13 protein-coding genes are annotated in these 24,037 nt (G+C 40.9%); 3 read left to right on the top strand and 10 right to left on the bottom strand.

Going from position 1 to position 24,037, the window contains the following annotated elements; all coding sequences use genetic code 11:
* Positions 1 to 362: 362 nt before the first annotated feature.
* Positions 363 to 1,325 (bottom strand): arsenic resistance protein, encoded by a 963-nt coding sequence (locus BW139_RS14390; RefSeq protein ID WP_076920128.1) that lies wholly within the window; start codon positions 1,323 to 1,325, stop codon positions 363 to 365.
* A gap of 248 nt (positions 1,326 to 1,573) precedes the next feature.
* On the opposite strand from BW139_RS14390, the gene BW139_RS14385 reads away from it, so the two are divergent.
* Complete coding sequence (locus BW139_RS14385) at positions 1,574 to 2,539, top strand: integron integrase (RefSeq protein WP_076920127.1); 966 nt, start codon at positions 1,574 to 1,576, stop codon at positions 2,537 to 2,539.
* Between the two features lie 129 nt (positions 2,540 to 2,668).
* Here the strand turns inward: BW139_RS14385 and BW139_RS14380 are convergent, their stop codons facing one another.
* From BW139_RS14380 to BW139_RS14355, 6 genes are all read right to left on the bottom strand, one after another.
* Positions 2,669 to 4,381 (bottom strand): alpha-amylase family glycosyl hydrolase, encoded by a 1,713-nt coding sequence (locus BW139_RS14380; RefSeq protein WP_076920126.1) that lies wholly within the window; start codon positions 4,379 to 4,381, stop codon positions 2,669 to 2,671.
* A gap of 75 nt (positions 4,382 to 4,456) precedes the next feature.
* Positions 4,457 to 6,859, bottom strand: coding sequence for a glycoside hydrolase family 15 protein (locus tag BW139_RS14375; protein WP_076920125.1), 2,403 nt, complete (start codon positions 6,857 to 6,859; stop codon positions 4,457 to 4,459).
* A 36-nt stretch (positions 6,860 to 6,895) separates the two neighbouring features.
* A complete protein-coding gene (locus tag BW139_RS14370) occupies positions 6,896 to 8,386 on the bottom strand; it encodes an MFS transporter (protein ID WP_075169306.1) in 1,491 nt (496 codons plus the stop codon).
* Positions 8,376 to 10,235 carry an alpha-amylase family protein gene (locus BW139_RS14365; protein ID WP_076920131.1) on the bottom strand — a complete coding sequence of 620 codons (1,860 nt, stop codon included), beginning with the start codon at positions 10,233 to 10,235 and terminating at the stop codon, positions 8,376 to 8,378. Before BW139_RS14365 ends, BW139_RS14370 begins: the two co-directional genes overlap by 11 nt.
* Before the next feature lie 138 nt (positions 10,236 to 10,373).
* Entirely contained in the window at positions 10,374 to 11,867 is a 1,494-nt protein-coding gene (locus tag BW139_RS14360; RefSeq protein ID WP_076920124.1) for a tryptophan halogenase family protein, read from the bottom strand.
* Between the two features lie 114 nt (positions 11,868 to 11,981).
* The gene (locus tag BW139_RS14355; protein ID WP_055011871.1) at positions 11,982 to 14,774 is read right to left on the bottom strand and encodes a TonB-dependent receptor; all 2,793 of its coding nucleotides are present in this window, start codon (positions 14,772 to 14,774) and stop codon (positions 11,982 to 11,984) included.
* 659 nt (positions 14,775 to 15,433) lie between these two features.
* Between BW139_RS14355 and BW139_RS14345 the strand changes: the two genes are divergently transcribed.
* A complete protein-coding gene (locus BW139_RS14345; RefSeq protein WP_076920122.1) occupies positions 15,434 to 17,074 on the top strand; it encodes an alpha-glucosidase family protein in 1,641 nt (546 codons plus the stop codon).
* 62 nt (positions 17,075 to 17,136) lie between these two features.
* Here the strand turns inward: BW139_RS14345 and BW139_RS14340 are convergent, their stop codons facing one another.
* Complete coding sequence (locus BW139_RS14340) at positions 17,137 to 17,691, bottom strand: TIGR00645 family protein (RefSeq protein WP_076920121.1); 555 nt, start codon at positions 17,689 to 17,691, stop codon at positions 17,137 to 17,139.
* A gap of 243 nt (positions 17,692 to 17,934) precedes the next feature.
* Between BW139_RS14340 and BW139_RS14335 the strand changes: the two genes are divergently transcribed.
* Positions 17,935 to 18,177 carry a hypothetical protein gene (locus tag BW139_RS14335; RefSeq protein ID WP_076920120.1) on the top strand — a complete coding sequence of 81 codons (243 nt, stop codon included), beginning with the start codon at positions 17,935 to 17,937 and terminating at the stop codon, positions 18,175 to 18,177.
* Positions 18,178 to 18,340: 163 nt separating this feature from the next.
* Here the strand turns inward: BW139_RS14335 and topA are convergent, their stop codons facing one another.
* Together topA and BW139_RS14325 are read right to left on the bottom strand one after the other, a co-directional pair.
* Positions 18,341 to 21,049 carry a type I DNA topoisomerase gene (topA, locus tag BW139_RS14330; RefSeq protein ID WP_076920119.1) on the bottom strand — a complete coding sequence of 903 codons (2,709 nt, stop codon included), beginning with the start codon at positions 21,047 to 21,049 and terminating at the stop codon, positions 18,341 to 18,343.
* A gap of 253 nt (positions 21,050 to 21,302) precedes the next feature.
* The gene (locus BW139_RS14325) at positions 21,303 to 24,014 is read right to left on the bottom strand and encodes an Ig-like domain-containing protein (protein ID WP_076920118.1); all 2,712 of its coding nucleotides are present in this window, start codon (positions 24,012 to 24,014) and stop codon (positions 21,303 to 21,305) included.
* Between the last annotated feature and the right edge of the window lie 23 nt (positions 24,015 to 24,037).

Raw genomic sequence — 24,037 nt, 5'->3', positions numbered from 1 at the left:
ATTATATCAACGGATATTACAACAACGTTAGGCCACATCATTATAATGCTGGTTTAGCGCCAAATGAATCTGAGGTTAGATACCAAGATTCTAAAACTGTGGCCAAAATTAGTTGACCACTACAAAGCAACACTAGTTAAACCTGCGAATATATCTCCGAAATTATCAGCTTGTAACGTTCTTTCTACTGAAGCAGAGAAATATGCATGAGCATAAACTGTACCTTTAGATTGTCCTGACAAAATTTGGACTCCAATGTAAATAAGTGAGCTAACGCCGCCAACACGCGCAGCTTTGTAGTGGAGGCGAAGCCGCAACGGAAAAGCTGTCGCTGTGCTTGGCTTTGTTAAGCGCCACCGCATTCATATAGCTGAAGGATATAATTTTTTTGGAACCCACCATATGTAAGCGGCCATCCCAAATAGCTCAACCAATGACTGAAATACGATAACTACAACCGTAAGCTCAAAGGATGAAGGCAGAGAGAGTGCTAGGGGAAGAACCACAAATGAATTCCTGCTACCTAAACTGAAGGCAAGAACTCTGCCTTGATTTGTTGGCAATGAAAATATTTTTGAAAGCACTAAAGATAAAACCCCAGCTATCAGAAGAAATGCAGAAAACACTGCAAACAAGCTTGGGAGTATGCCCAATGAATCAATGACTACATTGACTTGTGCCGCTGCTATAGAAAACACAACCAATGCCAGTAGCGGAACGGGAAGCCAGCCAAAAGCATTCAGAATAGCTTCTCTGCCCTCTCGTTTTTCAGCCCATTTTTCGGTTGCAAATGCCGCCGCCAAGGGGAGGACGATAAGTCCGAAGAAGGCCAGAACTAGCTCTCGCTGCATCACGCTGGTTGTTATTTCCGAACCAAGGAAAAGCCATATATAAACTGGCAGGAGAATTAGCTGAAGCAAAAGACTAACTGGCGAAAAGGCAATGGCCCGCTTTGTATCCCCCCCACCCAAGTGTGTGAAGGTGATAAACCAGTCAGTACACGGGACCAATAACACCAAGAGTATGCCTAACTTGACCGCAGGCAAGTTAGGCCCAACGGACATTAACCCCCACACAATTAACGGGAGAACAACGAAATTACCAATCACCGCTGCCAGCATAAAGCGGGAGTCAGAGAATGCTTCTCGCAGATGCCCTAGAGGAACCTGAGTAAAAGTCGTATACAGAAGCATGCCTAGCAAAGGCCACAAAGCCCACTCTAGAATCTCTGACTGTTCAGGAAATTTCACCCCGACCAGTAATCCTATAAGGATTCCGGTCAGGTAGATAAATACCTGATATTTTTCCAATGCCTCTCGTTTCAATGATCAGAACCTCGTTGATCGATTACCGCTTAACAGCTTATTCAAAGGATCTAAACCCGCAAGTTGTAGACATAAAATCCTTTGATTTTTTAATACTTTAAGTTTAACTCTGTATCTAAATGTAAATCAAGGGATTTATATTTGTTGTTTTTTTGTTGTTGTAAAATACAAGAAATAATCCCGCGAGTTGTTGAAAAAAAACTAAATACAACTACTGTTTGTATATACAGCACCAGCTGGAGCAGATTATGGCTTCTATATTTTTAGAATCAATCCGTGACTTTATGATAACGCGTCGTTATGCCAAGCGTACTATAGACACTTATCAATATTGGATAAAATTTTACATTTTATACCATGGTAAAAAACATCCGGCGCAATTGGCAGAGTCGGAGGTTGAGCAATTCTTATCTTATTTAAGTAATCAGCGTAATGTTGCAATGAAAACTCAGGCAACGGCTTTAAATGCTTTGGTATTTTTATACCGTCATATTATTAGTCGACCGTTATCACTTGAAATGAATTTTAATAAATCACTCGTGCCACCTAAATTACCTGTAGTACTGACCCGTGAAGAAATGCAGCGCTTATTATTGGCAATGGATCCTAAGTATAAACTTATCGCTCAGATACTTTACGGTAGTGGTCTACGTTTAATGGAAGCTGTAAGGCTACGGGTTAAAGATGTCGATTATGACTATGTCTCATTAATGATTTGGCAGGGCAAAGGCAATAAAAACCGCAGAGTAACATTAGCACTTGAACTACTGCCGTTGTTGCGCAGCCAAAGTCACTTGGTAAATGACTACTGGCATCGAGACAAACAAGCAACAGACTATGCCGGTGTCTGGCTTGCGAATGCATTAGCTAGAAAATACCCAGCGGCTCCTTATGAAATGAGCTGGCAATATTTGTTTCCTTCTGCCCAGTTAAGCATGGACCCAGAAAGTAAAAAGCTGCGTCGCCACCATATTGATGAAACAACAGTTCGTAAAGCAATTAAACAGGCAGCAAAGCTGGCAAAAATTCAAAAAAATGTTACCTGCCATACACTACGGCACTCGTTCGCTACCCACTTACTTGAATCTGGTGCAGATATACGCACTGTGCAAGAACAACTCGGCCATAGCGATGTTCGCACCACGCAAATATATACGCATGTTTTACAACAAGGCGCGAACGGGGTAATTAGCCCACTAAGTAAAATATTATAAAGTATGAATTTAAAAGACTTTTATCTAATCTAATAAACTTTAAAAATGAGCTATAACTTGGGGGCAATGCAATAAAAGCATTTTTACAAAAAAGGGCTAACGTATGTTAGCCCCTTTTGTGTGTTTTATTTATAGTGTGTTGTTTAGTAACAATAAACCATAGCCAGCGAGTTGCTCGTCATTGAGATCGTGTTGCCAGCTTGGCGTTAAATCATCGCGTTTAATACTATTGATGCTTTGCGGGTTAGCGGTTAAGTTAAGCACAAACATACTTTTACTGCCGTTTAACTCACGGGTTATTTCAACTAGGCCGTTGTTATGCTGTATTAATTCATAACTGCCTTTAATGCCCAGCTCTGGGCGCTGTTTTTTTAGTGCTATTAAATGCTGATATAAACGCCACAGTGAATTAGATTGTGCTTGTTGCGCTTTTACATTGCGATCAGCAGCATTAATTTGCTGTGCTAAATATTCAGGCCACCACTGGGTGTAGTTATCACCAAACAGTTCAGCCTGCTCAACCCAACTTGTTTGAGCTTGAGTAAAACCAGCTTGGTTGCTGTTATCCCACTGCATTGGTGCGCGTTTATACACATCATGACCTGTGCCACCTTGTGTTAGGCCAATTTCTTCACCGTAATAAATATACGGCGTGCCAGGAGAGCTAAATAACATGGCGGCGGCAAGTTTTGCTTTATCGTCGTGCTCTGCAAGTTGATAAGCCACACGTTCTTGGTCGTGATTAGTTAAAAACGGTGCAAAAAAATCAAGCGGCGCAGTTGAATCAATACGCTGTTGTAAATTTTGTTTGAGCACATTGGCATCAACTGTATTCACTTGTTGATTAGATTGCATGGTGCCAAATTGCGCTTCACCACTGGCATCGGGTTTTAATAAGCCCAGTATTTTATAGCCCACTTCAAAATCAAAGCCTTGATCGAGGCCTTTACTTTCGCCAAAGTATTTTGCCGCAACGGGAATGTCAGCCCATGCTTCACCTACTAAGTACGCCTCTGGATCAACGCTTTTTACGTATTGGTTAAAGTGCTGCCAATATGCAATGGTTTCGTCGGTATCGGCTTGCGCATCTGCGCCACCTTCCATTGCAAAACGTACTGCGTCTAATCTAAACCCTGCAACGCCTTTATCAAGCCAAAACTTAGCCATTTTTTCCATTTCGGCAACAACATCAGGGTGGCGTAAGTTCAAGTCAGGTTGGCTTGCTCCAAACGCACCATAGTAATACTGCTGACGTGTTTCATTCCAATGCCATACTGCGTCGGGTTGGTCGTTATTACTCCAAGCATGTCCCCAACCACTTCCGGCTTTTGGCATATCGTCGCGCCAAATAAAGTAATCTGCATAAGGGGCTTCATTATTTGCTGAACGCTGAAACCATTCATGGTTACTTGATATATGGTTTATAACTAAATCAAGTATGACTTTCATGCCTTTGTCGTCAGCAGCTTTTATAAAGGCTTCAAACTCTGCCATGCTGCCGTAGTCGTTTTCTACTTGGTAAAATTCAGTAAAATCATAGCCATGATAAGAAGGCGCTTCAAACATCGGGGTTAACCACAGTGCATTTACGCCGAGCTCTTGTAAATACGGTAGCTTTTGGGTCATACCATTAAAATCGCCATGGCCATCAGCATCGCTGTCGTAAAAACTGCGTGGCCAAATTTGGTAAAAAATGGCGGTTTCCCACCATGGGTTTGCTTGTTGTTCAGTGTTTAGTTGTGATGTTTCGGTGTTATTAGTGATGTTATTTAATGATGGTGCGCTTTGGCAGCCTGTTAGCATGATTGCTAATGCTAATGCGCTCAAGGTAAATGTTTTCATTTCAGCCTCGTTATTATTGTAATAAATAACATAGCCGTATTTTATTTTACTACGGCTATGTTAATTAGTTTGCGGTTATTTTAGTGCTTTAGTTACCACTGGGTAATGATCCCATACCTGCTTGTCGCTTAGTGAGCGCACTAGCTTCACGTATTCCGCATGTGTCCATGCCAGTGGTGTGGCCGAGTTTGTACCCTCGCCTAACGTATAACCCGCTTTATTAATGCCTACACCATCCCATACTTGTTCAGGTAGCATCATGCCTTGGTTAGCAAATTGCTCTAGGCCTTTTACATAACTATTTTTAATAGCCTGCTGTTTAGTTGCATCTAAACTGTTATTGGCATTTGCAGCGGCAATTTCGTAATGACCACGTTCACCGGTAAAAAATGGCCAAACTCGCCCACGTTGCCCTGGGCTGTTTTTCCCACCTTGCGCATAGTTAGCGCCCGTTACCTCGTCTTCACCGTACCCGTCGTTACCATAGCGGCGGTAGCCTGAAAATGTGCCGCTACCATCAGCAAACTCAAAGCTGTATTTAACTTGTAGGTTATCGGTTAGGGTTTCGTCATCATATTCTGGCAGTGTTTTGACTATGCTAGGCGCTAGCGCATCACGTACGCCATAGCGAACCAGTTCTAAAAATCCACCATCGAGAATTTGCTTTTTATTAAAGCCTTCACGGCCATTATTAGCGTTAATTTTAGTATTTGAATTGGCGTCTTTGTCTTGGCCAATGCGAATGAAATATTCACCATCAGAAGCGCTCGACTCTAAATTACCAGCTGTTGTAAACATTAATTTTTCAATATCATTGTTATAACGCTTAGCTGTATTTAGGTAACGTGTTGCATTGGCATCATCACCTGCTAGTTTAGCGATATCAGCTGCAGTAATTAAACCAGCAACAACCGCTGCGGTGGTTGATGGCGAATACCCTTCTTGCTCTTCCCAGCGTTCTTGCTGAGTGGCTGGCGGCGTTATTTGTGTGTCGTTCCATAGAATGTTTGCACGACCACCCTCAACTAAAAAGTCTGCCGCAGGTTTTAACATACGACTATACCAATCAGTGAGCTCTGCATCACTTAATACACCTGCCTGATGGAGTTTCCAAGCAAGCATGAGTGGCATTGCTGTTTGGTCAAGCTGTACACCTACCCATTCTAGTTCACCATCAACATGTGTTTTTTGTAAAAACCACCCTGTATCGCCTTTATTGCCTGGGGTTTTGCTGTTTACTTGAACTTTTTCAAGGTATTCGAATGCGGTTTTAGCGGTCGCATCATCGCCCATGGCCATAAACGCCATGGCAACTTGATAAAAGTCGCGCACCCATACCGCTTTGTAACCAGTAGAGCCTGTTTTAGCCGATACGGTTTCGCCCCAAGGGTTAGATAGTGAGGCAATAAGCGCACCTGCATGAGTTTTATCTTCTTGCGCTTTAAGTACCATGGCACTGGTGTAAAGTAACTTGCCGTTATCTGCGGTTTGTTCGCTCATGTTATTAAGCGGTGCAAGGCTTTGCAGGTAGTCTTGCCAACCAAGCGCTTCGCCTTTACCGTTGTAATTATCAAGCACCGCTTGGTAACCTTTGGCTAACGTAGCTTGGCCTTGTTTAAAGCTGGTTTGTTCGCTATTACCAAAGCTTAGGGTTAAATCGAACTGGCTGTTTTCACCAATTTCACCCAGCTCTGCAAGTAGGCTAACATTACCCGATTTTTCACCGGTATTTTTATAAACCTGAGTAAGCTGCTGAGTTGTTTTAAGCTGGCTTAAACCATCGCTCACACCTGTAAAACCAACACTTGTTTGTTTAAATGGCTGAGCACCTTGCAATGAAAGGTAGCTGTTGTCTTGCCATGCCAGCAATCCTTGTTCTGTAGTTTTAGCAAAATCATCAAGGCCGTTATTATCAACATACGGGTTAACGCTTACGTATGCCTTAACGCCTTCAAGCTGGGTATTAAAAATACTGCGTACAAATAAGCTTTGCCCATCAGGATCGGTAAATATGTGTTTTTCGAGGTTAAAGCGGCCTTGTTTATCTTTGCTTACTACTTTGTAAGCTAATGATAACGGGCGGCCTTTATCGTCTTTGTATAAGTAGTCAATGGTAACGTCTAAATCGTCAGCTTCTGTGACTGTAAAATCCTTTCCTACTACAACAAATTGCATGTCTTTAATTTGCGCTTGGTGAATAAGCCCAAACATTGTTTCGGTGATCATACCTTTAGCAATTGAAAACCATACTTTTGAAACCGCTCCTGTAGGGGCCTCATCACTGTAGTGGCCATTTTGATATTGCTCAAAAGATGTGCCAATACCGGTTTTACCTGCATAAGCCCAAAATGGATCTGCCCCAGGGGCTCCCGGTGCCGATACCTGCATTACAGCGCTGTTTGATGGCTCTTGCTGCGCGCCACAAGCTGTTAAACCAAGCATTAATAAACTGGTGGTAATTGTATTTAATTTTTTCATTTTAAAGCCTTAATTAATTTCAGTTTACTCGTTACTTTACTGAGTGTGCTTAACACGCAATACCGCAACCGCTGCAAGTACAAACGACACAGCGCCCAGTACTAATGCGTAAATAGGTTGGTTTTCAAAAAAGTGGCGTAATATTAATCCCAGTACGCTGGCGGCTAATAATTGTGGGATCACAATGAAAAAGTTGAAAATGCCCATGTAAACGCCCATTTTATGACTCGGTACTGAAGTACTTAACATTGCATAAGGCAGTGATAAAATAGACGCCCACGCAAAACCTACGCCTATCATTGGCCAAATAAGTAAACTAGGATCTTTGATGAACATAAAGCTCGCTAGGCCCAACGCACCTAAAATAAGGTTAAGTGCATGTGCTACTTTTAATCCCACGCGTTTAACGATGATCGGGATACATAAAGCAGCAATCGCGGCAAAGCCGTTGTATGCAGCGAATAATATACCCACCCAATCTGCACCGTTGTTGTAGGCTAACGAGCTGGTGTCGGTACTACCGTAATGAAAGCTAGTAACCGCTGAGGTGCTATAAATCCACATAGCAAATAACGCAAACCAACTAAAAAATTGTACCCATGCCAATTGCTTCATCGCCTCAGGCATAGTGAATACATCATTCACTACATTATAAAAACCGCCGCTAGTGTGCTGTTTAGCTTTTAATGCCGCTGCAATAAATTGAATAACACCAAAACTAACTAACCCAGCAGCCAGCAAGTAAAGTTCTTTTTCCAGATCCAGCCCTAATACTGTGGCTAAAACAAGCAAACCTAAGCCGCTAAAAATAACGCCGCCTTTGGTAAAATTAACGCTATTAGTAATATTGGTTTGTGTTGTTTGTGATTCTTGTTGATTAAATTGTGCGAGCTGCTCGGGTGAGTACTCTTTTGTGGTGACAATAGTCCAGCCAACTGCAATAAATAAAATAACCCCACCAAAGTAAAACGAATACTTTACAGAATCAGGAATTTGACCAATCGGTGCAGTATTAGCAATATCAAACCAGTTGGTCATCATCCAAGGCAGTGCTGATGCAACCACCGCTCCCACACCTATAAAAAAGCTTTGCATGGCATAGCCTGTGGCGCGCTGCTTGTTTGGCAAGTTGTCGCCTACTAATGCACGAAACGGTTCCATGGTAACGTTAATTGAGGCATCCATAATCCACAGCATACCCGCAGCAATCCAAAGCGTGGGAGAATTTGGCATAATAAAAAGCGATAACGTGGTTAATATAGCGCCGTATAAAAAGAAAGGACGACGGCGGCCTAATTTGCCCCAAGTTTTATCACTCCAATAACCAATAATTGGTTGCACAATTAAGCCCGTGAGCGGCGCTGCAACCCATAAAATAGGAATATCGTCGACATTAGCGCCAAGTGTTTGAAAAATTCGGCTTACGTTACCGTTTTGCAGTGCAAAGCCAAATTGAATGCCTAAAAAGCCGAAGCACATGTTCCATATTTGCCAAAAGCTTAAGGTTGGTTTGTTGTTATAATTCATGATCAGCCTTATTTGTTAAAACGGCACTACTGAGTGCATCAAGGGTCAGCGTAAAGGTTGTAATTTGTTTATCATCGCTCACCAAAATACCGTTATGCGACTCTAGTAGGTCGTATAGCGTGGAGTTTGGTTTGAGCATTGTTGCTTGATTTGGCGTGAGCGTAATAGTGACTGTTTGTGCTTGCTGGCTAAAGTTGCTCAGCACCCATAATGATTGCTGGCCTAAGGTGCGTACAAAACCCACCACTCTATCACTGCCTGTTACCATCAAGGGTGCCATATCACCGGCAACAACAGCAGGTAAGCCATTAAGTTCCATAATTGCGATATAGTATTGACGTAACTGTGCTTGCTCAGGAGTTAAATTTGCGCCATCAAACTTGCCATTATTCATCCATGCTTGGTGCGCTGGTACGCCAATGTAATCAAAAATACTGGTGCGTGTAGGCGAACCAAAGCCTGCGTTTTCTGATCCATCTTCACCTACGTCTTGGCCAAAATAAAGCAAGGTTGGCGAACGACTAATTAAGTTAGAAACCACCATAGCCGGTTTACCCCATGCAGCGTCGCCAGCAAAGTCAGGACTTGCGATACGTTGTTCGTCATGGTTTTCTAAAAAATGCAGCATGTGCTGTTCAATGTCTGCCACTTCTGCTTGTGCTTTAAATAACGTGTTAGCGGGTTGCTTACCTTGCATAATCCCTTTTAGGGTGTCGTAAAAACCGACCTTGTCATACAAGTAGTCCATTTTACCTTGGTGAATATAGGTGCGGTACATCAATGGGTTATATACTTCGGCGAGTAAAAACGCATCGGGTTTATGTGTTTTTATTGATGAATTTAAAAAGCTCCAAAATTCAACGGGTACCATTTCAGCCATATCATAGCGAAAGCCATCAACCCCTTTATCTAGCCAATAAAGGGCAATATTTCTAAATTTATACCAACTATTTGGCAGTTCTTTATCTTGCCAAAATTCATAATGTGCACGGTAATCTTGGTTTTCAAGCGATTTAGGTAAAGTTGGAAAGTCTAGGCTGCCATCGGGTTTAACACCGTAGTTAACTTTTACCGTTTCGTACCAGTCGTTTATATCAGGCTTTGGAGCACGTGCACCATTGCCAGTCCATTTTGCTGGGATTTCACTAAATTGACCATCGGCTAAAGGGTGTTTGTTGCCACCTAACACTTGGTAACTGTCGCTTGTTGGTACTTTAAATGATTCACCCGGTACATAGTAAAAATTATTATTTTTAGCATACGCCTTGCTGGTATCATCGTCCTCACCAAAGTCTTTCACGCCGTTAGGCTTAGCGATTGAGTGATAATCTCGAGCTACATGATTAGGAACAATATCAATAATTACTTTCATGTCATGCTCGTGAGTACGCTCAATTAGCGCGCTGAACTCTTCGAGTCTATTGGTAACATTAATTGCCAAATCTGGATTTACATCGTAATAATCTTTTATTGCATAAGGCGAACCTGCACGCCCTTTTACCACATCAGGATCGTCTTGTTTTATACCGTACTCAGTGTAATCACCCACCAAGGCATGATGCAAAACGCCGGTGTACCACACATGCGTGGTACCTAGCTCTTTAATGCCTTTTAGTGCCTCGTCGTTAAAATCAGCAAACTTACCAACTCCATTTTGCTCTTTGGTTCCCCATGGCACATTAGCGGTTTGGGTGTTACCAAATAAACGAGTAAATACTTGATATACCACTGGCTTAACTGGGTCTGTTTGCTTAACTAACAAATCTGTTTTTATCTCTTTGTCATCACTGCAACCGTGCACCAGCAATGCGCTGCATATAAGCAACGGCGTGTAAAATCTTTTTTTCATTGTGTGTGTCATTTTTATTTCAGTGTTGTTATAGGTTTATACTAAAGCTAAGTAAGGCTTGGTTACAGTTGCTGCATACGTATTCACAGCCATATTCAGTGACAATTAACCCGCAACCAAAGCACCACGTCACGCCACTTAGTTTGTTTTTAACTTAGCTAAAAACTCTTTATGAGTATGTAGTTTATCTACCGTTGAATTTATTAGGGTTTTTAACGTTGCGAATAAATCCGTTAGTTGTTCACTGCTTAATGAGTCAACAATACTGTTATAGTCATTTGGTATTAGGCCTTGACCTATAAACACTTGCTGCCAAGCTACTTCTGCGAATAACTCGTCGTTTTCGCGCACGACTTTGCCCGTTTGTTTAAATAAATCCATTTTATGCGCTAACGATTGAGGAATTTCCATTTGCTTACATTGACGCCAAAATGGGGTGTCTTCTCGCTCAGTTAATTTATAGTGCAAAATAATGAAGTCACGAATATGCTCGATTTCACTGATGCTTTGCTTATTAAATTCAGTTACTAACGCATCACTAACCCCATTATGAGGAAACAACTTAATTAAACGTGTGACCGCACTTTGTATTAAGTGAATACTAGTAGACTCTAAAGGCTCTAAAAATCCACTAGAGAGCCCTACTGCGACTACATTTTTATGCCACTGCTTTAAACGACGACCTGTTTTAAATTTAATTAAACGCGGGCTTGTTGTTGGCTCACCCGGTAAGTTATTTAATAAAAGCGCGGTTGCTGACTCATCCGATAAATAACGGCTGCAATACACTAAGCCATTACCTGTTCGATTTTGTAGCGGAATTTGCCACTGCCAACCTGCGGCATGTGCTATGGAGCGCGTATAGGGCTTTAATTCGTTACTGCCTGTTGATTGCACTGCAACAGCACTATCGCAAGGTAAATAATGTGACCAATCAACAAACCCCGTATTAAGAGTTTGCTCAATTAAAAGTGCGCGCTGGCCAGTACAATCTATAAATAAATCGCCTTGGATTTGGCTATTATCGTCAAGTGTTAAGTTGGTGATATTACCTGTGTCTGGGCATTGCTCAACACGTTCTATTTTTGCATCAATGTGTTTAACGCCGCGTGATAATGCAAGATTTTTTAAATATTCAGCATATAAAGTGGCGTCAAAATGAAAAGCATAACTAAGTCCTGGTAATTGAGTATTAGGAATAGTATTTAGTAGCGTAAATTTGTGCTGTTTAGCGGCTTGATAGTTAAGAGAAAAATCCCATAAAGAATCCTCGCTGCCATTAATGTGCCCTTTTACCCAAAAATTATAAAAGTCACAAAAGGGAAAATCTTTACCAAACGAGCCAAATGCATGCATGTAGCTATGCCCTGGTGTTTTCCAATTTTCAAACTCTATACCCAGTTTGATAGACGCATTAGTAGCATTTATAAAATCTTGCTCATTAATACCGAGCGCATTATTAAGCCCAATAATAGGAGGAATAGTGGCCTCTCCCACACCTATAGTGCCAATGCTACTTGATTCAATAAGGGTAATATTAATTACTTTACCTAACACTTTATTAAGTAGTGCTGCGGTTATCCAACCAGCTGTTCCACCGCCTGCAATGACGACATGTTTTATTGGCTTCATATTATTGCTCACTTTTTTAAATCAGAATTTAAAAAGTTTGATAAAACTTAGGTAAAGTAGTTATAAAAAAGCCCTTGTAAAACTAATTACAAGGGCTTCTTAATACAAAACTTATTATAGCTTGTAGCTAAATCCAAGAATAAAGTTACGCCCATAATCTTGGTAATCACGCACTTGTAAGGCATTATCACCACTTAGTGTTGTAAATGGTTCTTCAGTGATATTTTGTACTTGGAATGTCACATTTAAGCCATCTAAGCTCTCAACACCTGCTTCGCCAAAATCGTAACCAACTTGTACGTCCCAAATTGTTTCACCTAAGATATTCACTTGCTGAGTTTCATAACCTGCGTTGTAAATATCACCTTTAAAGTCGCTACGTTTACGCATACTAGTACGTGCTTGGAAGCCATAGTTTTCATAATAAAAAGTTAAGCTTTCAATTTTATCCGACAAACCAGGTAATTCGTATTCATTACCGTTTTGATCTTCAATATCTTGTTCAATTCCTGTATGGCTGGCAATTAAACCAAAACCTTCTAATGAATCACTAAAAATATTAAACGGTAGAGCAAGAGACAATTCATAGCCCCAAAGATCTCCACCACCGCCATTCACTTTACCTGATCCAGTACCGGTACTATTCTCTGGTATCTCACCCGTTGAAGGGTTAGCAACTCCTGACATATCAACTTCGTATACACCATCAAATATCCATTGGCTTAAGTCTTTATAAAATACAGCCGCTGAGAAGTATCCTTCTGCACTAAAGTAGTTTTCATAAGTAAAATCAAAACCCGTTGCTTCTTTTGGTTCAAGTGTAGGATTACCACCAGATACTGACCAATAGTTGCCATTCTCATCAGGACGCTCAGAATTGTAGCTCGCATTAACAGAAGCATTCATTTCATCTAGGCGGGCTCGTGAGATAGTTTTAGCGGCACCAAAACGCACAGTTTGATTTTCATCTAGCGCTAAAGATAAATTAAGACTAGGTAAAACATGACTATAATCGTGTGACACATTGTTAGGAACGGCTTCAACTAGACCAGTCACGTCATTCGGCACAGCCGCAAAACCTTGCGAAGATTGCTCAGTTCTAACATAGCGAACACCAAAGTTACCTGTTAATGGTAGTTCACCTACTTCAGCATTAATATCAGCTTGAACAAAAAACGCCGTAACTTTTTCTTGAACTGTGTACGATTGCGTAGTGTGTTTTATATCCGTTAAACTTTCTTGAATTGAGTCATAATATCCATCGTCAACTAGTGCACGGGTATCATAGGCAATCATATCCCCCATACCGATAAAGCCTAAGCTAGCTGTTCCGAGGCGATATTGCTCTGGAACGACAAGCGTACCAGGATTATCTAATGAGAAATCGCTTAATGTTAAGTAATACCCTTCAGACTTTTTACTCTTCTCACGGTCGCGATATGACATACCAAAACTTACTTTGCTTAAGTAATCGTTTTCTAATAGCTTGCTTGCTGCTAGTTTTAAAGTATGTAGTTCATCATTAACTTCAGGTGCATTAATAAAGCCATCTTGTGCGGTGTTTTGATAAGCCGTATCATTTAAGCCGTACTTATTATTTAGCGCTGAGCTGGTTCCCCATGACAAAGGACCACCTAACTGAATTAAAGCATAATCACTATAATCTAACTCGTGGCTAAATTTGGCGCCGGTATTACCGCCATCAAGTGAGTAACCAATGTTGTCAGCAATACCATTTGCATCGCCACGGCCTGTGCCAGAATAACTTTGTAAGCTCCAGTCCTTACGCTCAACTTCAGATAAGCTCGCATCAAACTCTACCGACCATGAATCGTCAATGTCATATTTAGTATTAAATCCAAATTGCGTTAATTCAGCATCACGTTCTTCAACATCATTGCGAACTACAACGCGTTGACCTTGCGTTGTTGCACTGGTGATAAAGCCAGACTGTTCATCTACAGTAACACTATTTGGGTCGATGCTACCTTGACCCCAGGCGAAAGGTACTTCAATACCACGTAAGATTTTTTCATCGTTAAAATCTACATATAACGCATCAAACGTCATGTTTAGACGATCATTTGGTGCTGCTTCCACTACTAGCATCGCTGAATCACGTTCAAGTGTTGATGAACGTACGAATGGTTTGGCGCCGCCTAAGATTGAATAATTCTGTCCATCAACGTCGAATTCAGGGTATCCCCAAGAATTCCAGCGTTTTTCTTGGTTTGGTGAGCTCATTGTGTTGTAAGCAAATGCAACACCTATAGTGTCATCTGCAAACTGATCAATGTATGAAACTGTGCCACGAAAGCCTTTATCATCACCATCAGGATTTAGCTTATCAAAACCTGACTGCTCTAACTGACCATTAAACATGATCACGCGCTCGCCTTTACTTAAAGGCTTTACCGTTTGCATGTCGATTACACCGGCAATACCTTCAGCTTCAATACTGGCACTTGGTGTTTTATAAACGGTTACGCCGCTCATTATTTCTGATGGGTAAAGGTCAAACTCAACACCACGGTTGTCACCAATAGAGACTTGCTCACGACCATTAAAAGTTGTTGCACTCTCGTTTTCGCTAAAACCACGAACACTTACACGACTAGCACGGCCATCAAGACGTTGCGCTGTTAAACCTGGTAAACGTGCGATTGACTCTGCAATAGATGTATCTGGAAGTTTACCAATGTCTTCAGCAGAAATTGACTCAACCACCTGTGTTGAAAAACGCTTAGTATTTATTGATTCAACAACACTACCGCGAAAACCTTTCACTTCGATGATTTCTACATCATCATTTTTTATTGTTTCTTCTTGTGCCGCAGTGGTGGCAAAGCTTGATAATCCGGCAGCAGTTAATGCTAGCGTTAGTATACTTGGTTTGAACATAGCCATAATGTTTTCCCGTTACCCATAATGTGATACCCGCTTACTTGCTTAAGTGATAGTTAAACATGCGAGCTTATTTTGTTGTCAGGATGAATATTAACGCTCGTATTATTTTATTAACAACTTTATGCATACGTATTCAAAATAGCATCCCCCGTCAAAAGTTAACATTAAATTCACAACCCAATATATAACTAGCTGTTTTACATTGGGTTATTTTGGTGCAAACGCAATTTATAAGTTTAGTGATAGCCTGTATTTATTTTTTTATAAAATAAACCATTCATAAAACGATAATAAAGTGAAACAAGATAATTTTATTTTTAAAATTATTATTAAAAACACTCTCCATTCAAATGCAATTGGTAAGACCAATACCAAAAAACACCAACTCAGTGCAAACCTTTGTTTTTGCGCACCCATATGGCGCAAACAATAAATTAACAACTCAATATTAAAATTGGTAAAGTAAAATAAGAATAATCCAAGACCCAAAACGATTGCCTAAATGATTTGTTCACCTTGTTTTAATGCCTTCAAATCTGTGCATACGTATGCAGGATTTTTACAGTATGACGGGCTTCAAGTATGCTTTTTCAAATAAACGGGGATTATTACCTCTAAAAAAAGAACAACACAAAGACAGTGTGAAAACGGAGAAAAGCATGGCCCAAAAGCAATGGTATAAAGGTGCGGTTATTTATCAGGTTTATCCGCGTAGCTTTCAAGATAGCAACAACGATGGCATTGGTGATTTAAAAGGGATAATAAATCGTATTGATTACATTAAAAGCTTAGGGGTGGATGCTATTTGGATCTCACCTTTCTTTAAATCACCGATGAAAGATTTTGGTTATGATATTAGCGACTATCGTGATATTGACCCGATTTTTGGTAATTTAGATGATTTTGATGAGTTAATTGCACAAGCACATCAACGCGACATTAAAATTATTATTGACCAAGTGCTAAGCCACACCTCAGATCAACACCAATGGTTTATTGATAGTCGTGAAGACTTAACCAACGATAAAGCTGACTGGTATGTATGGGCCGATGCTAAAGAAGACGGGACAGCACCAAACAACTGGTTGTCTATTTTTGGTGGCGGTGCATGGCAGTGGGAGCCGCGTCGTGGACAATACTACTTACATAACTTTTTCACTGAACAACCGGATCTTAACTTTCACAACCCTGACGTTCGCCAAGCCGTACTAGACAATGTTGAGTTTTGGCTTAAAAAAGGCGTGGATGGCTTTAGGTTAGACGCTATTAACTTTTGCTATCATGACGCTTTGCTTCGTGATAACCCAGCTAAACCAAAAGAAAAACGTCAAGGCCGTGGCTTTAGCGAAGATAACCCGTATGCATTTCAGTATCATTACTACAATAATACGCAGCCTGAAAACATAGAGTTTATGCGTGATATTCGCACTTTACTTAACAAATACCCTGGTACCGTATCACTGGGTGAAATTTCATCTGAAGATTCATTAGCCACGATGGCAGAATACACCCAAGGTGGCGATAAACTGCACATGGGTTACAGCTTTGAGCTATTAACGGATGATTACTCGAGCGAGTATATAAGAAACACTGTTACTACACTTGAACAACGTATGACTGAAGGCTGGCCTTGCTGGGCATTTAGTAACCATGACGTAGAACGTGTTGCTAGCCGTTGGAGTGAAACGGGAAAGGCAAACCCAGCGCAATGTAAAATGTTGACTGCCCTGCTTGCCTCTCTTCGTGGCAGCGTGTGTATGTATCAAGGTGAAGAACTCGGACTCGGTGAAGCCAGCGTCGCCTTTGAGGATTTGCAAGACCCCTACGGCATTACGTTTTGGCCAAACTTTAAAGGTCGCGATGGATGTCGTACCCCAATGCCTTGGGAAAACCTTGATAACTCACAACCAAATTCACACAATGCAGGATTTAGCGAGGTAAAACCGTGGTTACCTGTTGATCAACAACACAAGCTCCAAGCAGTTGCTGAGCAAGAGAATGATGCAAACTCAATATTAAATGCGTACCGTGAGTTTATGGCCTGGCGTAAAAACCAGCCGGTATTACTTGAAGGTGATATTGAGTTTTTACAAACTGCCGAGCCAATTTTGGCGTTTTACCGCACATTAAACGAAGAAAAGATGTTATGTGTATTTAATTTAATCGGGGCAAAAGCAGAGCTTGATATTGATGTAAGTGTTGAAAAAGAACATAGCGCGCTTTCTCATCACAACGCACAGCTTAACAATGCAACACTGACTGTTGAACCTTTTGGCTGCTATTACGCCCGCTGCAGTTAATAGTTAGCATTTATACGTAAAAGAAAACCCGAGCATTGCTCGGGTTTTTTTATAGCAAATTTTTAGTGGTTAACTGTTTTACTATTTAAATAATCGGTAAAAGCAAATAGTACACCTGATACCACAAAGGTGACGTGTATCAGCACTTTCCAGAGTAATTCATCATTAGAATGAGACGCAGAACTTATAAAGACCTTTAACAGCTCAACGGCTGAAATGGCTACTATTGCACTAATCAATTTCATTTTCAAACCAGAAAAGCCCACTTTTCCCATCCATGCAGGGCGGTCTTCATGATTTTCAATATTAAGCTTAGAGACAAAATTTTCGTAGCCACTAAATATAATAATCAGCAGTAAACCTGCTAACAAAGCAGTATCAACTAACGTTAATATACCAACTAATAACTCCTGATTACTGGCAGTAAACGTCGCGATACCCATCAAATATAGCTGTTTAAAAAACTTTATAAGTAGTAAAACCACTGCAAATAATAGGCCTACAAAAAACGGGGCGAGTAACCAGCGCCCTTTAAATATAAACGACTCAAGCGCGTGCTCTACTTTATGAACAGGTTGTATTTTTTTATTTGTATTATTTGTGTGTGGCTCTGACATAAGGGCACCTAAAAATTAAAACGCGACATTAGCTTAAATTTAACTGTAACACAATCACTTAAACCCAGAGACAGGTACGCAATACGCTTATCCTGACGATAAAAATATTTCGTTTTCCTTTGTGTGAATTGTGATTAAAAATCAACTTACCAACAGAGATGTTCTGGCTTGGTTACACTTGTTTTATGCAGACATTATTTGAATGCATAATTCGATTGTTACTCCATTTTTAGGAATAAGAAAATGAATAAAGCATTACTCGCGTTAATCGTTGCACCTTTTTTCGTTTTTTCAGCTGCTAATGCAGTTGCAAACGATGCTACAGACGCTTCAGCCGAAACGATTCAAGAATTCACAGAAATGTGCGTTAGTTGGGCTAAAGAAGACGACGTAAGCAATGAAGAGCTTTATAACTACGTTTTAAAGTGTGTGAATGATGAACTAACATCTGAAGGCTATAACAAAGTCACTGCTGTTAAAATTTAATGAATAATTGAGCGGATCGAACCTAAATTGGTTACATTTTTAATCCTGAAAGAAAAAATCAGATTAAAAACGCCATTGCGATAGGTTTAATCTTGCAAAAAAAACCGGAACTGTCACAGGCTGTGCGTTCCGGTTTTTTATTATTAAAGCGGTGAATAATTAATTATTCGCCGTCTTTTTTAGCTTTTGGTTTTGCTTTACTTTTAGCGGGGGCTTTTTTCGCGGCGGCTTTCTTTTTAGGCGCAGCTTTTTTCTTCGCCTCTTCTACCCATTTACCACCCTCGTAATGAGCCGTCCAACCAGTTGCTTTACCATCAACCTCAGTCATCACATATTGAGATTTGTTTTTACGACTGTAACGCACAACAGCAAGGTTGCCATCAGGATCTTTGGCTGGTGCATCAGCTAGGTAGTAAAACTTGGGCGAAATACGATCTCTAAAGCGTTGTAACTCCTCTACTTTAGGAGCGCGTGTTTCTCGTGATTTAGGGAACGTATTTGCAGCTAAGAAAATACCGGCCGCGCCATCACGTAATACAAAATAGGCTTCAGACTTTTCACATTCTAATTCAGGGATATGAACTGGATCTTCTTTTGGCGGCGCAGCTTCGCCATTTTTTAACAACTTACGGGTATTTTTACATTCATCGTTGTTACAACCAAAGTACTTACCAAATCGACCTGACTTTAACTCCATATCAGCGCCACATTTATCACATTCGATAATAGGGCCGTCGTAGCCTTTAATTTTAAAGGTACCCTCTTCAACAACATGACCCTGACATGCTGGGTTATTACCACACACATGTAGTTTACGGGTCTCGTCGATAAGATATGAATCCATCGCTGTTTCACAAATTGGACAGCGCTTCATTTGCATTAATGTTTCTGTTTCAACGTCTTCAACATCAGCTGCAACCGCTTCATCACCCGACACTAAGTTCATAGTGGTAGTACAGCGCTCTTTAGGTGGCAAGTTATAACCTGTACAGCCTAAGAATACGCCCGTTGAAGCAGTACGAATGCCCATTTTTCTACCACAGGTTGGACAGTCAATATCGGTTTCTACCATTTGATTCAGACGCATCCCGCCTTCATCTGGTTCGCCTTTAGCAATGTTTAACTGGGTTGAGAAATCGGCATAAAACTTATCGAGAACTTGCGTCCAAACACGCTCGCCTTCGGCGATATCATCTAAACGACCTTCCATTTTAGCGGTAAAATCGAAGTTCATTAAATCAGTAAAGTTTTCAACTAGGCGATCGGTAACAATTTCACCCATTTTTTCAGCGAAAAAGCGGCGATTTTCTACTCGAACATAGCCACGGTCTTGAATAGTCGAAATGATAGACGCGTAAGTTGAAGGACGGCCAATACCACGTTTTTCAAGTTCTTTAACTAAGCTCGCTTCACTAAAACGTGCTGGCGGCTTGGTAAAGTGCTGCTTAGGATCAAGCTCAACTAAGGTGAGAACTTCACCTTGCTTAACAGCAGGAAGTGATTGATCTTCTTCGTTCTTTTTACGCACTGCTGGCTGTACTTTTGTCCAACCATCAAAGCGAAGCACGCGCCCTTTTGCCTTTAATGTAAAATCATTGGCGGCAACGGTTAATGTGGTTAAGTCGTACTCAGCAGGCACCATTTGACAAGCCACAAACTGGCGCCAAATAAGCTCATAAAGCTTTTTCGCATCGGCATCAACACCTTCAACATGTCCTGAAAGTACCGATACGCTAGAAGGACGAATCGCTTCATGCGCTTCTTGTGCATTGCCTTTTGAACTGTAGTTAATTGGATCTGCTGGTAAATATTTTGCACCAAACTCGTTGGTTACATACTCACGACACATCTCAACCGCATCTTTTGATAGATTAGTTGAGTCGGTTCGCATATAGGTAATATAACCACCTTCATATAGACGCTGCGCAAGCATCATGGTCTTTTTAACGCCATAACCGAGTCGAGTGCTGGCGGCTTGTTGCATGGTTGAAGTAATAAATGGCGCACTTGGGCGACTCTTACTTGGTTTTTCTTCAACGCTTACAACTTTATATTCGGCATTCTCAAGGCTTTTAACTGCTGCTGTAGCTTGTGCTTCATTTACAGGCTTAAATGGCTTGTCTGCTTGTTTAGTGACTTCTAAACGTAAGTCAGACTCGCTATTTTTAACATCTGCATGAATATCCCAGAACTCTTCAGGAATAAACGCTTTAATTTCACGTTCGCGCTCTACTAATAACCGCACTGCAACAGATTGAACTCGTCCTGCCGATAAACCTCGTGCAACTTTAGCCCACAATAAAGGCGAAACCATAAAACCTACAACACGGTCTAGGAAACGACGAGTTTGTTGTGCAAAAACCATATCGGTGTTCAATTCACCCGGAGTTTCAAACGCTTGTTGAATTGCATTTTTAGTGATTTCGTTAAACACAACGCGCTTATACTTTTCAGGCTCACCGCCTATCAGCTCTTGAAGGTGCCAAGCAATTGCTTCCCCTTCTCTATCCAAATCCGTTGCGAGATAGATTTGATCAGCATTTTGGGCAAGCTTTTGTAATTCTTGAACAACCTTTTCTTTACCCGGCAATACTTCGTAATGTGGTTCCCACCCTTTTTCAGGATCGATTCCCATACGCGCGACTAAGTTAGAATAGTCACGTTGCTGTTTATACGCTGCTTTCTCATCAGGTGGCATTTTACGAACCTCAGCAGGTGTTTTGCTTGCTGGTACTTTGTTTTTGCCCGATCCTGATGTAGGTAAATCTCGTACGTGTCCAATACTGGACTTAACGATAAAATCATTACCTAAGTATTTATTAATTGTTTTAGCCTTAGCAGGTGACTCTACAATTACTAGCGATTTGCCCATAGTTGCCTATTTCTAACCTAGTTTTTTAAATGTGTTTAGCCGACTCATGCGGCGCGAATATTTATAGGTATATCTACAAACACTAGTTCTTACAAGCTTTTAATACAAACTTTTCAGTATTTACTGAATAAACAAACAATTTCTGTTGTTAATTTAAACAAACCAGCGTTTTTTGAATAATTGATGTGGAATATATAGAATAGAAACAAAAATGCCAACCTTATTGGTTGGCATTTTTTAGACTTCACATATTTTAAACCTTAGGTTCGTCTAGAATCGACATTACGGTATATTGAGTTTTCACACCACCGGGCGTTTCAAATTCAATGTATAAGAACCCAGAATCAACCTCATTTGGCTCTGACTCTTTAGTAATGTTAACGGAAACTGAGATTGGCGTTTTTTGTGCAGTATTAACAACGGTGTAATCTGTTAACCCTCTTAATACACCATTATCGGCCGTTACAGTAACAGTAGTACCTGCCGGCATTGGGTTGTTATGAATATCACTAAAGAAAATTGTTACTGAAATCGCGCTGTAAGGTGTTGAGTTGCTAATATCAATAAGGTTTATGTCGCACATACCTGCCATATCAGACGCTTCTAAGCGAATACCATCACTTAAACTACAGTCATTTAAAGCCGTTACAGCTCTAATATAAGGTGTACTACCCGACATAACTAACTCTGAACGAGCACGCACATTAACAGTTTCACGTGTACACGCATTTGCAGCTAAAGCTTCATCGCTACACAACAAGCCGTTATAAATACCATCACCACTGTCATACTGACCATTATTTAATGGCCCTGAGCGTTCCACGTACCACTCATCCTCACCACCATTAGAATCCACAGGGTTTGTTGGTGCTGGTAAATTCCCATCAAACACACCATTTTCATTAAAGTCTATAAAAGCTTCAGGTAAATCTTGTAAAGTTGAGTCAAACTCATTTTGATTGAATTCACCGTTGGCAGATACATCATTAAATGATTCTTCACCCACAGAATAAGCAAGCAAACTAACACGCCCACCAAGTGGCTGATCAATTGGCGCGTCATTTGGCGCATCAGTTAATGTTATTGGATCTCCATTGCTATCTAAATAATTAATTAAATTGCCATTTGCGTCCAGTTCTGACTCTCTAATACCTAAAGAACAAGGAGCAGCTTGACCAAAATAGCGGTCACACTTATCAGCAACAGAATTATTATAAATGCTGTGATGGTATGGGACAGGGTTTTGGCTGCGCCACTGAGCGTTACACACACCGTCTGTGGTGCGACAAAGTAATAAAGGTGTAAACTGTTGACCATCAATAGTGCCAACTGCACCACCTTCACTGGCTATATAAACTGCCGTGTTATCAGGAACAAAATTATTGAAATGATCAGCTGCAAATACAGTTAAATCAGTAGTCACTCCGGCTTCATTTAATGACTCGGTATTAAACGTTTGCACTGCAAGCGTAAAACTGTCTTGATCAGGTACACCTGTCGTAATAGTAATGTCATTAGACACAATAGAGATCACACTATTCTGTGAAGTATCTCCACTATCAATTTGGTGAGAAGCAATAACAGATAAAACACCAGCAGCTCTTCCTGAACGGACATTTACAGTCACTAATCCTTCGTTATTAGTAAACTGAAATGCACTATCTAGCAACACGCCACCTGGGTTTTGTGAAAGTGAAAAATCAATTTGCTTTTGACCCACTGGATTTCCATTCACATCAAGGAGCTTAAAGGTAAGCTCTGAGTTTTCAGTGAGAGTCTGACCTCCAGCTCCTTTAATAGCTAATACTTGATTGGTCACGCCCATAAAGGCAATTGAGCCAGTTTGAGCCGCAGCAACATTTATGTTTATAGTTTTTGTTGCTACATTGCCACCAGTCACCACAGTCGCTGTTATCGTATCTATACCATTACAGCCATCAGCTTTATAGGTTGCGTTTGCCGTCCCACCAATACTAGTTACAACATTGTCGATAGTGGCTTTAGGAGTAGACTCCTCTGCACAAGCAGAAGTAAATTGCACTTCCAGCGGTGTGGTAAATAGGTTATTACTACCGTCTAGAATTTCAGCTGTAATAATAGTGGTAGAGCCTGCTGACAATACATCAGTAGCTGCAATACCGGCACTTAAATTGACATTTACCTGAACAGCATTAATTTCAAATAAAGCACTTCCTACACCGCCTTCAGCTGTTAACTCAACTTGACCTACACCTGAACTGCTGCCAGGCAATAAGTTTAAAATAGCAACACCAAACGCATCTGTTTTCGCCGTTAAGCTTTCAGGTAATAAAATACCTAGCGTGGTTGTCGCTTGAACCAATACATTACTTGCTGGCGTATTGCTTCCAGGTTTTGTGATTTTTGCGTATACAATGGCTTGTTGCCCAAGCAAATTGCTATTTTGAGAACAGTCTGATGGATTAAGTTCAATAGAGTCTCTGTCAATATTTAACCAGCTATCAGGACAGTTCTGTAAAATCTTGATATCAATATTTGCAACAGAGTCGTTAGATTGTGGCTCATCACCCGCAGTGTAGAAGCCAAGCTTGCTTGTGGCATCTTCATAACTGGCAACAATAGTTCCTGCTCCTTCAACGCTGCCGGCGCTAAGTTCAATCGTTGCTATACCACTCGAATCTGTTAATGCGCTTGCTGTAGCTGGTATGAAAGAGCCAAGTGTTGTGGTAAAACTTACCTCTTGACGAATAACTGGCTCTCCATCACTGCCAGTTACCGTTGCAACTACTTCTAATGGATTGTCAGCTGTAACAATACGATCTTCGAAGTTAAGCTCAACTTGAATAGCTTGTTCGACAACGTCACCACCGGTGCCTCCGGTATCACCGCCAACGGTTCCACTTTCTTTCTCAAGTGAGCCACCACCGCCACAAGCGATGAGTAATGAGCTGAGCAATATAATGCTGAGCAAACGGGTTAAAGGCATAGGTTTCTCCACTGGACAGTTAC

The sequence above is a fragment of the Pseudoalteromonas sp. SK18 genome (genome assembly GCF_001974855.1).
Classification (GTDB): Bacteria; Pseudomonadota; Gammaproteobacteria; order Enterobacterales; family Alteromonadaceae; genus Pseudoalteromonas.
This window is presented reverse-complemented; position numbering and strand designations above follow the sequence as displayed.

Excerpts from the sequence above, each read along its gene's own strand:
- BW139_RS14385 (WP_076920127.1), top strand. The coding sequence starts at position 1,574 with ATGGCTTCTATATTTTTAGAATCAATCCGTGACTTTATGATAACGCGT.
- BW139_RS14380 (WP_076920126.1), bottom strand. The coding sequence starts at position 4,381 with ATGAAAACATTTACCTTGAGCGCATTAGCATTAGCAATCATGCTAACA.
- BW139_RS14375 (WP_076920125.1), bottom strand. The coding sequence starts at position 6,859 with ATGAAAAAATTAAATACAATTACCACCAGTTTATTAATGCTTGGTTTA.
- BW139_RS14370 (WP_075169306.1), bottom strand. The coding sequence starts at position 8,386 with ATGAATTATAACAACAAACCAACCTTAAGCTTTTGGCAAATATGGAAC.
- BW139_RS14365 (WP_076920131.1), bottom strand. The coding sequence starts at position 10,235 with ATGAAAAAAAGATTTTACACGCCGTTGCTTATATGCAGCGCATTGCTG.
- BW139_RS14360 (WP_076920124.1), bottom strand. The coding sequence starts at position 11,867 with ATGAAGCCAATAAAACATGTCGTCATTGCAGGCGGTGGAACAGCTGGT.
- BW139_RS14355 (WP_055011871.1), bottom strand. The coding sequence starts at position 14,774 with ATGGCTATGTTCAAACCAAGTATACTAACGCTAGCATTAACTGCTGCC.
- BW139_RS14345 (WP_076920122.1), top strand. The coding sequence starts at position 15,434 with ATGGCCCAAAAGCAATGGTATAAAGGTGCGGTTATTTATCAGGTTTAT.
- BW139_RS14340 (WP_076920121.1), bottom strand. The coding sequence starts at position 17,691 with ATGTCAGAGCCACACACAAATAATACAAATAAAAAAATACAACCTGTT.
- BW139_RS14335 (WP_076920120.1), top strand. The coding sequence starts at position 17,935 with ATGAATAAAGCATTACTCGCGTTAATCGTTGCACCTTTTTTCGTTTTT.
- topA (WP_076920119.1), bottom strand. The coding sequence starts at position 21,049 with ATGGGCAAATCGCTAGTAATTGTAGAGTCACCTGCTAAGGCTAAAACA.
- BW139_RS14325 (WP_076920118.1), bottom strand. The coding sequence starts at position 24,014 with ATGCCTTTAACCCGTTTGCTCAGCATTATATTGCTCAGCTCATTACTC.